The sequence below is a fragment of the Bacteroides sp. AM10-21B genome, assembly GCF_003472565.1.
Lineage (GTDB): Bacteria > Bacteroidota > Bacteroidia > Bacteroidales > Bacteroidaceae > Bacteroides > Bacteroides propionicigenes.
Genome location: NZ_QRME01000002.1, coordinates 363,370 through 376,915, shown reverse-complemented (window position 1 = coordinate 376,915; position 13,546 = coordinate 363,370). Strand labels below are relative to the sequence as shown.

The 13,546-nt window shown below is 45.6% G+C and carries 10 protein-coding genes; 5 read left to right on the top strand and 5 right to left on the bottom strand.

Features of this window, described 5'->3' with window-relative positions; translation table 11 throughout:
• Nucleotides 1–3: 3 nt before the first annotated feature.
• From DW121_RS03655 to DW121_RS03635, 5 genes are all read right to left on the bottom strand, one after another.
• Nucleotides 4–2,145 carry a S46 family peptidase gene (locus tag DW121_RS03655; RefSeq protein ID WP_118323055.1) on the bottom strand — a complete coding sequence of 714 codons (2,142 nt, stop codon included), beginning with the start codon at nucleotides 2,143–2,145 and terminating at the stop codon, nucleotides 4–6.
• Between the two features lie 65 nt (nucleotides 2,146–2,210).
• Entirely contained in the window at nucleotides 2,211–3,581 is a 1,371-nt protein-coding gene (locus tag DW121_RS03650; protein WP_118323054.1) for a TIGR00341 family protein, read from the bottom strand.
• A gap of 9 nt (nucleotides 3,582–3,590) precedes the next feature.
• Complete coding sequence (locus DW121_RS03645) at nucleotides 3,591–5,036, bottom strand: lipopolysaccharide biosynthesis protein (protein ID WP_118323053.1); 1,446 nt, start codon at nucleotides 5,034–5,036, stop codon at nucleotides 3,591–3,593.
• A 48-nt stretch (nucleotides 5,037–5,084) separates the two neighbouring features.
• A complete protein-coding gene (gene ruvB / locus DW121_RS03640) occupies nucleotides 5,085–6,116 on the bottom strand; it encodes a Holliday junction branch migration DNA helicase RuvB (protein ID WP_117710517.1) in 1,032 nt (343 codons plus the stop codon).
• Nucleotides 6,117–6,156: 40 nt separating this feature from the next.
• On the bottom strand, nucleotides 6,157–6,861 hold the full coding sequence (locus DW121_RS03635) for a DNA alkylation repair protein (protein ID WP_118323052.1): 705 nt from the start codon (nucleotides 6,859–6,861) through the stop codon (nucleotides 6,157–6,159).
• Nucleotides 6,862–6,960: 99 nt separating this feature from the next.
• Here DW121_RS03635 and DW121_RS03630 point away from each other — a divergent pair, with 99 nt between their 5' ends.
• The 5 genes from DW121_RS03630 (at nucleotide 6,961) to uvrC (ending at nucleotide 13,484) form a co-directional block, all read left to right on the top strand.
• Complete coding sequence (locus tag DW121_RS03630) at nucleotides 6,961–8,193, top strand: nucleoside recognition domain-containing protein (protein ID WP_117710515.1); 1,233 nt, start codon at nucleotides 6,961–6,963, stop codon at nucleotides 8,191–8,193.
• A gap of 12 nt (nucleotides 8,194–8,205) precedes the next feature.
• Nucleotides 8,206–8,619 (top strand): rRNA maturation RNase YbeY, encoded by a 414-nt coding sequence (gene ybeY / locus DW121_RS03625; protein ID WP_117710514.1) that lies wholly within the window; start codon nucleotides 8,206–8,208, stop codon nucleotides 8,617–8,619.
• Nucleotides 8,620–9,181: 562 nt separating this feature from the next.
• Complete coding sequence (gene mnmG, locus DW121_RS03620) at nucleotides 9,182–11,056, top strand: tRNA uridine-5-carboxymethylaminomethyl(34) synthesis enzyme MnmG (protein WP_117710513.1); 1,875 nt, start codon at nucleotides 9,182–9,184, stop codon at nucleotides 11,054–11,056.
• Between the two features lie 56 nt (nucleotides 11,057–11,112).
• The gene (locus tag DW121_RS03615) at nucleotides 11,113–11,637 is read left to right on the top strand and encodes an adenine phosphoribosyltransferase (RefSeq protein ID WP_187120003.1); all 525 of its coding nucleotides are present in this window, start codon (nucleotides 11,113–11,115) and stop codon (nucleotides 11,635–11,637) included.
• 26 nt (nucleotides 11,638–11,663) lie between these two features.
• Complete coding sequence (uvrC, locus tag DW121_RS03610) at nucleotides 11,664–13,484, top strand: excinuclease ABC subunit UvrC (RefSeq protein ID WP_117710512.1); 1,821 nt, start codon at nucleotides 11,664–11,666, stop codon at nucleotides 13,482–13,484.
• The last annotated feature ends 62 nt before the right edge of the window (nucleotides 13,485–13,546 follow it).

The window sequence follows — 13,546 nt, the reverse complement described above, 5'->3', positions numbered from 1 at the left end:
CGGCTATTTTGCGGGAACAATTTTCAGTTCCCGTATCAAATTCCCGGCTTTACCGTATTTCTCTATCATGAACAAGATGTAGCGTACATCCACCCCGATGCAACGCTGCATCTTCGGTTCATAGAGTATATCGCTGCTCATCGCTTCCCAATTACCGTCAAAAGCCAAGCCGAGAAGTTCGCCTTCCGAATTGAACATAGCACTTCCCGAATTGCCGCCGGTTATATCGTTATTGGAGATAAAGCAAACGCTCATTTCTCCCTTTTCATCGGCATATTTGCCAAAATCACGGTTGGAGAACAAAGAAAGAAGTTCCGGTTGCACCTCAAAATCCACATCGCCTGCATGGGCCTTTACTTTTTCAAGAATACCTTTGGTTGTTGTATAATAATCGTATTCAGCGCCGTCAAACGGAGTATATCCGCATACCGTACCAAAACTCAAACGCATGGTGGAATTGGCGTCCGGATAGAAATTACGGGACGAATACATTCTGCGTATGGCGGCATTCAGCAAACGTTCATTACGGGCAATATTCATGACCGGTTCTCTCGTCTGCATATTAATTTCAAACATCTTGCCAATCAGGTCAATACCCAGACTTATGGCTGGGTCGTCATAGATATGATACGTGGTATCCCGTTCCAAAAAGCGTTTTAGTCCGCGAGGAGTGGTCAATTCCGAAGAAGCATACAAACTATCCACATAGGCCTTGTCATCGCCGCCGTACCGGGTAGCAATCGTACCGTAAAACTCCGGTAAATAGGTAGAATCGACCTTGGAACGATATTCTTTCAGCATGGCCGTAAAGACTTCCTTGTCGATTTCCAAATCCAGATTGGCATATTTTTCTACAATCGCTTTCAGATTGGCCACAACCGTTTTCTGCTCCCCTTCGAAATCAAAATTCAAAATGGACAATGCCAATTGTACCAGCTCGGGACCATTCAGGAAAGATTCGGCAAAATAAGCCAGTGCATGATTGGCTTCGCGGGCATTTTTATAGTCCAGTTCCAAGTCAGGGAACAACCGCAACAGTTTCTCACGTTCTTCAGGTGTCTGTTGTATCCATCGGCGAAGTTCCTGTTCCATTGCACGCTTCTTTTCCAAAATATGCAGTTTCCGGATAGCCCGGTTCACTCCGATACTGTTCTTCCAATAATTGGAACTCTCGTCATATTTGGAAGCATACTTTATGCGGATACTGTCTCTCCTATCCATTTCGCGTTTCCAGATAGCCTGCTTGATGCCCCGGACATCTATTTGCGCCTGATTATCATTATTCATCATCTCTTCAATACCAAACGAAGAGAGATAACGCTCCGTTCTGCCCGGATAACCCAATGTCATGCAAAAAGAACCCTCTTTATACCCGTCCAAAGAAATCGGCGCTACGTATTCGGGGTGATAAGGGACATTGTCCGGCGAATAATCCGCCGGGCGGTTATTCTTATCAGCATAGATACGAAATACGCAGAAATCGCCTGTATGGCGCGGCCACACCCAATTATCCGTATCCCAACCGAACTTACCTACCGAAGAAGGCGGCGCAAACACCAGCCGGACATCGTTATAGTCGCGATAAATGGACAACCAGAATTCATTGCCGCCATAGTAGGCATCTACAATCCCTACCAGAGTAGAGTCTTTATGCGCCACTTCTTCACTGATGGCAAACATCACCGAATCCACCGCACCGGAACGTTCCGATTCGTTCATCTCCGGCTTTACCGCACCAAGCACCCGCTTCGTAACATTTTCCGTCCGCAACAAGAAACGGACATAAAGTTCAGGATTCGGCAATTCTTCGCTACGGTTATGTGCAACAAAACCGTCTTTCAGATAATCATGCTCCACAGAAGAATGTTGCTGGACACAGCTGAAGCCGCAATGGTGATTCGTAAATACCAACCCGTCTGCCGACACGACCACTCCCGAGCAAAAACCGCCGAAACTGACTACTGCATCTTTCAACGAGGGGCGTTTAGAGCTGTATAGTTTGTCTGCCGACATTTGTAAACCAAGCTCTTTCATCGCGCGGCGTGTCTGCTTATTCAGGTTGCCCAACATCCACATTCCCTCATCTGCCTGTACAGCCAATGTAAAAAAGCAACAAACGGCTATAATTACGAATCTCAATTTCATCTTGTTCTTTACTTTATTTTTTTGCTATCTGTCATTCAGAGCGTACATACTCAGTTATCCGAATTTTATTCAGCAATCAGCCTCAACAGTTTGGAACCGGTGCGCGCTTTCAGCCATTCGGTTATTTTCTCCTTTTCATGAGCATCCGGATGCTTGCCGAATTTTAAAACAGCAAGTGTAACGGTATCTATCCGTACTGAATCGACCGTCAGCTCAAGCGCATGAGAAATGGAAACCGATTTAACGGAAGGATACAGCACTTTCAATTCAGGGATAATCTTTTTACCCAATTCATCGTACTTCCGGTATTGTTCCAAATTCTTCTCCAACGAAGATATTTGTTGTTTCTGCTCCACCAGACGTTGTTCGCTGTTCTTGTAGAAATCTTCCATCACCATGGCACGGATAGAAGAAATATCCACCGACTCGTTATTCATACCTTGAAGCACAACCAATTTGGTATTATCCAACTTATAATCTTTCATTTTACTGCGGGCTATGGCAATAGAGGCTTCCGGCACTTCCTGCCCTATCAAGACCACGCGTATCTCATGGCGCTTGCCTTCGTGGTGGATTTTCTTATCCAATACCTGCGTATTCTCAAAAGCAAGCTGTTCGTTTACAAAACGGTTGGCCGCACTTTCAAAGAAAGTGTCCTGAATAATCCCTACCGTAAGGTACACAGCCGGGCACATCGTAAGAACGGCTATCAGTACAATATATTTCCGTACCTTCTTTTCACGGTTCTTGTCTACAAACTCTTTGCGCTGGAAATGCATTACCCGTACACCGATAAAAGTAGCCAAACTGATAAATACGGAATTAATGAAATAAAGGTAGAATGCACCGAGGAAATAAATCAGGTTTCCCGTTGCCAGCCCATAACCTGCCGTACACAGCGGCGGCATCAGCGCCGTAGCAATGGCAACACCCGGGATTACATTACCCTTCTCCTTTGTGGAGAGAGCCACTACCCCTGCAAGACCGCCCATTAATGCGATGAATACGTCATAAATCGTAGGTGAAGTACGCGCCAGCAATTCCGACTGCCCTTCGGCAACAGGGCTGACCAAAAAGAAGATGGTAGCTGTGGTGACACTGAACAGCGTAGTTATCAGGAAGCTTTTCAGTGAGCGTTTCATCAGTTCAAAGTCATTCAGACCGACTGAAAGCCCCACCCCCATGATAGGTCCCATCAGCGGTGAGATAAGCATCGCACCGATAATTACAGCGGTGGAATTAACATTCAGACCGAGTGAAGCCATAAAGATAGCAAATATCAGAATCCACAAATTGGCTCCCTTAAACTCAACACCCTTACGGATGGAATCCACCGTTTCGAGTTCGTTGTCTTTATCTTTGCGTAAATCGAGATACTCTTTCAAAAAGTTCTTGACGGCAAATGTGTTTCTGTTAGGATTGGCCGGTTGTTCCATAAGATTAATCTATTTTCGGATAAAACGATTGATAACAGGTATTTGATTAAGCGGTAAATCACGCTTTATGATATAAGCTATAAACAAGCACAATAACAGTGTACGGAACGCCATACGCAAATAAATATTCTCAATCGGCACATATTCCGCAGCTACATAAAGCACCGCCGCCAACAACACATAGCGTCCTATCGACTTTAAATCATATTGAATCGGATACTTCTTCTGACCGACAAAATAAGAGAGTAGCATTGCGACTCCGTAGCCCGTAAACCCGGCCCATGCACAAGCCATATAACTGAATCTCGGAATTAAAAGAATGTTCATCACCACCAGAATTGTGCAACCTATCAATGAGAAATAAGCCCCCCAACGCGTTTCATCAATCAGCTTATACCAAAAAGAGAGATTAAAATAAATTCCCATAAAGATTTCCGCAGCCATTACGATAGGAACAACACGCAAACCGGGCCAATAGTCACGCCCGATGATGTGCCGGAGAATATCCAGATAGAACATCACTGCCAGAAAAGCGACCAGTGTAAAGATGATAAAGAACTTCATGGCTTGCGCATATACCTGCTTATTATCCTTATCACGACTTTTACCAAACACAAAAGGCTCGTAAGCATAGCGGAAAGCCTGTGTCAGCATCGCCATCACCATTGCAATCTTACTGGCGGCTCCATAGATACCGAGCTGTACGGTTGCTTCCGTCTCGTCAGGATACACAAAGGGAAAGATGATCTTGTCCGCCACCTGATTCAAAATACCCGCAATGCCCAACACCAACAACGGCAAGCTGTAAGCAAGCATCCGCTTCAACAGCTTTTTATCCAGCACATAAGCGAAGCCGCGCAATTCGGGTATCATGCAAAGCATAATGGTGGAGGTGCATATAAGATTGAAGAGGAATGCGTATGCTACATCATCGCCTTTCATCCAGACATAATAAATCAAGTTCAAAGCTATGTTCAGGAAAATGAACAACAACTTGAGCGCCGCAAACTTAATGGGACGTTTCTTATAACGCAAATAAGCGAAAGGAATACTTTGAATAGCATCCATTGCCACTACAATCATCATCATTCCCACATACCAGGGATGTTCTCCATACTCCAGCCAGTTGGCGATAGGTTGAAGAAACAACAGCCCCAGAGCAAGGAATGTCAGCGCACCGATACCCACACTGAGCAAAGTGGTGGAATACACGCGCATCGGATCATCTTCTCCTTTATTGGCAAAGCGAAAAAAGCCCGTCTCCATACCACACGTCAGCAGCACCAGCAACAAAGCCACCCATGCATAAATATTCGTCACAACCCCATAGCCCCCCGACTGTGCAGACAAGGCCATAGTATATACGGGCACCAACAGATAATTGAGGAAACGCCCCACAATACTGCTCAACCCATAAATGGCAGTTTCTTTTGCCAATGATTTTAATCCAGCCACGTTATTTAGTGTTTATTATACTACGTACCAACCATTTATCAGAAAACGTTAATCATTAAATAACGTCTTCTGACTGTTGTAAAGGCTTCGTCCCAAATGTTTGTAGGCCAGTTCCGTCACTTCACGCCCGCGAGGGGTACGCTTCAGAAAGCCTTCTTTTATGAGGAACGGTTCATAAACTTCTTCGATAGTGCCTGCATCTTCACCCAAAGCTGTAGCAATGGTTGTCAAACCTACCGGACCGCCTTTGAACTTATCAATGATGGTACAAAGTATTTTATTGTCTATCTCATCCAGACCGTATTTATCAATATTAAGCGCTTCGAGGGCAAAGTTAGCGATTTTCGTGTCAATACTGCCCGAACCTTTCACCTGTGCAAAGTCTCTTACACGGCGCAGCAAGGCATTGGCAATACGCGGCGTGCCACGACTACGACCTGCAATCTCCGAAGCAGCCCTTGTAGAACACGGCACATCGAGAATGCTTGCCGAACGGCGAATAATACCGCTCAACACATCGTCGTCATAATACTCCAAATGGAGATTGATTCCGAAACGGGCACGCAACGGAGCTGTCAGCAAACCGCTACGGGTGGTAGCGCCCACCAAAGTAAACGGATTCAAATCAATCTGTATGCTTCGTGCCGACGGGCCTTTGTCTATCATAATATCAATACGATAATCTTCCATAGCCGAGTACAGATACTCTTCCACTACGGGACTCAACCGATGTATTTCGTCGATGAAAAGCACATCATTCGGTTCCAAACTGGTAAGGACACCGGCCAAATCACCCGGCTTGTCGAGCACCGGACCGGAAGTAATCTTGAAACCTACCCCCAATTCGTTGGCTATAATATTGGAAAGCGTAGTCTTTCCCAATCCGGGAGGACCATGAAGCAGCACATGATCCAAGGCTTCTCCCCTGAGACGGGCGGCCTTCACAAAAATACGCAAATTGTCAACTACCTTATCCTGCCCGCTGAAATCCTCAAAGTTCAAAGGGCGGAGAGCGTTCTCAAAGTCACGTTCTTTGCTGGTCAGTTGATGCTCGCGTATGTTAAAATCTTCTTGTTCCATTAAAAATCAGTATATACAGCGACAAAGATAAAGAAATCTTTCAACGTTTCATAAACTCCTTCCTTTCTTCTTCCGGGAATTTCTCTATGGCATAACGCAACATTGTTCGCGGCATCACCTTACAATATTTCTCAAGAAACTGTACCAGCAAGTCCCTATCCCTTTTTCCCATCTCACGCAGCATCCATCCCACTGCTTTCCGCATCAAATCGTGCGGATGATGCAACAACCGTTCCGCAAGAGCCAGAATATCGATGAAATCACCATTTTTGATGAGTGTATAAGTAGAAACTACCGCAATGCGCTGATCCCAAAGCAGTTTACTGTCTGCCAAGCGATAAAGGTCTTCGCGGGATTTATCCTTCAGATATTCTCCCACAATACCCGGGGCGGACAAGTCTACCAAATCCCAGTTATTGATACGCGCCGTTTGCGAAAGATAGAAATCATAAATGAGCTTTCTCCCCTTTTCATCGCTTTTCTTAAAACGTTCCACCAACATCAGCAAAGCACAAAGCCTGCACTCGTGCCACTGACTTTGCAGCAGCTCCGCCATTACCTCAAAAGGAGCATCCTTATGCCGCTTGGCCACCAAACGGGTATTCGGAACCACTACCCCTAAAAATTTATCACCCTCTCCATACTGCCCCTTTCCCGTCTTGAAGAAACGGGGAAGATATTCCTTTTTCACCGGGTCGATATATTCTCTTATCTCCCGCTCTATCTCTTTAGCCTGCTGTCTCATATCCTTTATAATTCGTAATCTTATCCGACAAAAATAGCTATTTTTCCACGCTAAATGGAAAGATATTCCTACTTTTGCAGAAAATCAACGCGTTATTTTATGGTTTTAAATTACATCTGGGTAGCATTTTTCGTAATCGCTTTCATTGTGGCGCTCTGCAAACTCCTGTTCATGGGAGATACAGAGATATTTACGGAGCTTGTCAACTCTACATTCGACTCCTCTAAGACAGCATTTGAAATATCATTGGGACTGACGGGTATTCTGTCCTTATGGTTAGGCGTCATGAAAATCGGTGAGAACAGCGGCATGATAAATGCGCTTTCGCGCTGGCTGAGCCCTGTATTCTGCCGTCTCTTTCCGGAGATTCCAAAAGGACATCCCGCCATGGGTTCCATTTTCATGAATCTTTCCGCCAATATGCTGGGACTGGACAATGCCGCTACCCCCATGGGTCTGAAAGCCATGAAAGAACTTCAGGAGCTTAATCCGAAGAAAGATACCGCCACCAACCCGATGATTATGTTTCTGGTAATGAACACATCCGGGCTGATACTGATACCCGTCAGCATCATGATGTACCGTTCGCAAATGGGCGCTGCACAACCTACGGATATTTTCATCCCTACGTTGATTACCACCGCCATCTCCACCGTTGTCGGTGTAACCGCCGTCAGCATCGCACAACGGATAAACTTGCTGAGCAAGCCTATCCTCATTCTGATTGGCTGCATCAGCCTGTTCTTTTCCGGACTTATTTACTTGTTCACTCAAGTAAGCCGCGAAGAAATGGGAGTTTATTCCACATTGGTTGCCAATATCATACTCTTTTCTATCATTCTCCTTTTTATCCTGTGGGGCTTGTGGAGGAAAATTAACGTGTACGATGCCTTTATAGAAGGTGCTAAAGAAGGATTTACAACCGCTATACGCATCATCCCTTATCTGGTGGCTTTCCTCGTTGGAATCGCTGTATTCCGCACTTCAGGAGCAATGGACATCATAGTGGACGGTATCGGTTATATCGTCGGTCTGTTTGGAGTAGATACCAGTTTTGTAGGCGCATTGCCAACGGCATTGATGAAATCGTTAAGCGGCAGTGGAGCCAACGGACTGATGATTGATACAATGAAGGAATACGGAGCCGATTCATTTGTCGGCCGTATGAGTTGCGTGGCACGCGGTGCCTCGGACACTACTTTCTATATCCTTGCCGTTTACTTCGGCAGTGTAGGTATCACGAAAACACGCAATGCCGTTACCTGCGGTCTGATAGCCGACTTTTCCGGTATCATCGCCGCTATCATCATCAGCTATATGTTCTTCTTTTAAAAATACAATAATATGATAAGTTATCAGACAGACGGCGTTGAAATGCCTGCAATCAAGAAGCGCGAAGTTACGGAATGGATTAAAGCCGTTGCCGCCACCTATGAGAAAAAAATCGGTGAAATCGCCTATATTTTCTGTTCGGACGAGAAGATACTCGAAGTAAACCGTCAATATCTCCAACACGATTATTATACGGATATCATCACCTTTGATTATTGCGAAGGAAACCGTCTGAGCGGCGACCTCTTCATCAGCCTTGATACGGTACGCACTAATGCCGAACAGTTTGCCGGCAATGACTACGAACGAGAATTGCATCGTGTCATCATACATGGTATCCTGCATCTTTGCGGTATCAACGATAAAGGCCCGGGCGAACGGGAGATTATGGAGGCTGCCGAAAACAAGGCACTTGCCATGCGGTGAAAAGAGAAGGTTATACTGAGTTTTGAGTTTGCATTATTTCTCGTCACTCGTCACCAATTGCCTTGCATCCCTCTGCAGCAAAGGGTTTGCGGATGTGACGACAAGGGTGACAACGGTGCTGACAAATTATCCTTCGATACCAAAAACAAGCATAAGCCATTATTAATCAAAGCATTACAACAATTACAACTCTTATATAAACAAGCTCTTTTTTGCTAATTCTCCTTTCATTTCCTTGTTTTACCCTATACAAAATACCCTTTTGCTACATACTTTTCTTCGTTTTCCAACTGCGGGCTCTACGGTTGCCAGCTGCGGGCTGTCGGGCACACAGTTGGCAACCGTAGAGCCCGCAGTTGGAAAATGAAGAAAGAAATGTAGTATTAGCACATTTTACATAAAAGAGAAAGAGATTATACAGGCTGCAAGTCTGCATTACACACAAGGAATACGAAAGATTTCAAACGAAGAATTTCCTAAGAATTCACAAGGAAAAGAAAGAAATCGCGGCTACAAAATAACTTTTTAGTAACTTTGCAAGGTTTTAAAAGAGATTGAATGAATGGAGTTTAAGTATGACGTTATTGTAATCGGCGCCGGACATGCCGGTTGTGAAGCCGCTGCCGCTGCCGCAAACTTGGGTTCAAAGACCTGTCTTATTACAATGGACATGAATAAGATAGGTCAAATGAGTTGTAACCCTGCCGTAGGCGGTATTGCCAAAGGACAGATTGTACGCGAAATAGATGCCTTAGGCGGATATATGGGATTGGTGACCGATAAGACAGCTATCCAGTTCCGCATATTGAACCGCTCCAAAGGTCCCGCCATGTGGAGCCCGCGCGCGCAATGCGACCGTAACAAATTCATCTGGGCATGGCGCGAGATTCTGGAGAATACGCCCAACTTGCACATCTGGCAAGACACCGTACGCGAAATTCTCGTTGAAAACGGCGAAGTAGTCGGACTTACCACCCTCTGGGGAGTAACTTTCCGTGCCAAATGCGTTGTGCTGACTGCCGGAACTTTCCTGAACGGACTGATGCACGTGGGACGCACCATGCTTCCGGGAGGACGTATGGCAGAACCCGCATCTTACCAACTGACCGAATCCATCGCCCGACACGGCATCACGTACGGACGAATGAAGACGGGAACTCCCGTACGCATCGACGGACGAAGCGTACACTACGAGGACATGGAGATTCAAGACGGAGAGAACGACTTCCATAAATTCTCTTTTATGAATAACGGCGTACGTCACCTGAAGCAATTGCCATGCTGGACTTGCTTCACCAACGAAGAAGTACACCGCATCCTTCGTGAAGGATTACCGGATTCTCCCCTTTTCAACGGACAGATTCAAAGCATAGGTCCCCGCTATTGCCCCAGTATAGAAACCAAAATCGTAACCTTTCCCGATAAAGGACAGCACCAGCTTTTCTTGGAGCCGGAAGGTGAAACAACTCAGGAACTTTACCTGAACGGCTTCTCTTCTTCCCTGCCCATGAACATACAGATTGAGGCTCTGAAAAAGATTCCGGCATTCCGCGACCTCGTGATTTATCGTCCCGGCTATGCAATAGAATATGATTTCTTCGACCCTACCCAACTAAAACATACGTTGGAAACGAAGAAAATCAAAAACCTCTTCTTTGCCGGACAAGTAAACGGAACAACCGGCTACGAGGAAGCTGCCGGACAAGGAATCATTGCGGGTATCAATGCGCATATCAATTGCCATGGCGGAGAGCCCTTCACCCTTGCACGAGACGAAGCGTATATCGGCGTATTAATCGACGATTTAGTGACCAAAGGCGTTGACGAGCCTTACCGTATGTTTACCTCACGTGCGGAATACCGTATTCTTCTCCGCATGGATGATGCCGACATGAGACTTACCGAAAGAGCATGGAAACTGGGGCTCGCAAAAGAAGACCGCTATGAATTACTAAAGAGCAAACGCGAAGCCATTACAAACATCATAGAGTTCGCACGGAGTTATTCGATGAAACCGGCATTAATTAATCCGGTACTGGAACAGCTCGGCACTACTCCGCTCCGCCAAGGATGCAAGTTGGTAGACTTAATAAACCGCCCGCAAGTAACCCTGGAGAATATGGCAGAGAATGTCAGCGCTTTCCGTCGGGAACTGGATAAAGTTACGGACAGGAAAGATGAAATCATTGAAGCCGCAGAGATACTTATAAAGTACGAGGGTTACATAGGACGCGAGCGAATCATAGCCGACAAACTGGCCCGGCTGGAAAGCATAAAGATAAAAGGGAAATTTGATTATAACTCCATTCAATCCCTTTCTACCGAAGCCCGCCAGAAGTTAGTAAAGATTGACCCGGAAACTATAGCGCAGGCAAGCCGGATTCCGGGAGTGTCGCCAAGCGACATCAACGTACTACTGGTACTTTGCGGGCGATGAGAGCCAACGTTCCACGTGAAACAAAGAATTCAATAAACGTATTAAATAAACTGATTATGAGCAAAGAAACACTTGCTAAGAGCATTCGGGAAATTCCCGATTTCCCAATTCCCGGAATTTTATTCTACGACGTAACTACCTTGTTTAAAAATCCGTCTGCACTGCAAGAGCTTTCAGACACCTTGTATGAAATGTATAAGGACAAAGGTATAACCAAAGTAGTGGGCATAGAATCCAGAGGTTTCATTATGGGCCCCATCCTTGCCACTCGCTTAGGTGCCGGATTCGTCCCCATGCGCAAGCCCGGAAAGCTGCCCGCAGAAACAATCGAAGAAAGTTACGACAAGGAGTATGGCAAAGATACGGTACAAATCCACAAGGATGCCATCGAACCGGATGACGTAGTATTGCTGCACGACGACCTCTTGGCTACCGGCGGAACAATGGAAGCCGCCTGCAAATTGGTAAAGAAGATGAATCCCCAAAAGATATACGTAAACTTCATCATCGAATTGAAAGACCTGCACGGAAAGGATGTATTCGGCAAAGATGTAGACGTAAAATCGGTATTGACGCTGTAAAAAGGCGATAAGGCTGCAAAGTAGTAATGGAAGAACTAAAGACAAATGATTATTTGAAAGGCATCGTCCTGAACCTTCCCGAGAGTCCCGGCATTTATCAATATCTGAATGCCGAAGGGACAATCATATATGTAGGGAAAGCAAAGAATCTGAAACGCCGGGTATCTTCCTATTTCAACAGAGAACATGAACCGGGAAAAACGCGCGTATTGGTAAGCAAAATAGCCGATATCCGGTATATCGTAGTCAATACGGAGGAAGATGCCTTGCTATTGGAGAACAACCTCATCAAGAAATACAAGCCCCGCTACAATGTATTGCTGAAGGACGACAAAACCTATCCGTCCATCTGCGTGCAAAACGAGTATTTCCCACGCGTATTCAAGACACGAAGAATTATACGCAACGGTTCTTCCTACTACGGCCCGTACAGCCACATACCGTCCATGTATGCACTACTCGACCTCATCAAACACCTCTATCCATTACGTACCTGCAACCTGAATCTCTCTCCCGAAAACATCCGGGCGGGAAAGTTCAATGTATGTTTGGAATATCACATCAAGAACTGTGCAGGACCTTGTATCGGCAAACAAAACCAAGAGGAATACCTTAAAAACATCGCTGAAATAAAGGAAATACTCAAAGGGAATACTCAGGAAATAGAGCGGATGCTATATCAGCAGATGCAGGATTTTGCCGCGGAAATGAAATTTGAAGAAGCGCAGAAAATCAAAGAGAAATACCTGCTGTTAGAGAATTATCGCTCTAAATCGGAGGTAGTGAGCAATGTGCTTCACAATATCGATGTGTTCTCCATTGAGGAAGACAGTGACGAAAAGTCCGCATTCATCAATTATCTGCACATTACGAACGGAGCCATCAACCAAGCTTTCACCTTTGAATATAAAAAACGGCTGAACGAAACGAAAGAAGAACTTCTTTCACTGGGCATTATTGAAATGCGCGAACGGTACAAGAGCCTTTCCCGCGAAATCATCGTACCCTTCGAGTTGGATATGGAACTTAAAGATGTCGTCTTTACCATTCCGCAGCGCGGCGACAAGAAAAAGCTGCTTGAGCTCTCCATTCTAAACGTAAAACAATACAAGGCCGACCGGCTGAAACAAGCTGAAAAGCTGAATCCGGAACAACGCACAGTACGCCTCTTGAAGGAGATTCAGCAGGAATTGCACCTCGACCGACTGCCTATGCAGATAGAATGTTTCGACAATTCCAATATTCAAGGCTCAGACCCCGTTGCGGGATGCGTTGTTTTCATCAAAGGAAAACCGTCTAAAAAGGACTACCGGAAGTACAATATCAAGACCGTGGAAGGCCCGGACGACTATGCATCCATGAAAGAAGTCGTAAGACGGCGTTATCAGCGCGCCATTGAAGAGAATACTCCCCTGCCCGACCTCCTTATCACCGACGGCGGAAAGGGGCAAATGAGCGCCGTAAAAGAGGTTATCGACGAGCTGAACCTGAATATCCCCATTGCCGGACTTGCCAAAGACGGAAAACACCGTACCTCGGAACTGTTATACGGATTTCCGCCACAAACAATCGGACTCAAACAAAATTCTCCTCTCTTCCGCCTGCTGACACAGATACAGGACGAAGTACACAGATTTGCCATTACCTTCCATCGGGACAAACGCAGCAAACGGCAGGTAGCATCCGCCTTAGACGAGATAAAAGGCATCGGAGAAAAAACAAAAAATGCCCTGCTAAAGGAATTCAAGAGCGTGAAACGCATCAAAGAAGCCCCTGCAGAAGAGATTGTCAAGGTAATTGGCGAAGCGAAAGCAAAAATCATAAAGGAATACTTTACCGACAAATAGCCCGTCCCTTGTAGATAACAATCACAAATTTATTCGTAACTTTGCAATCTACAAGACTAATT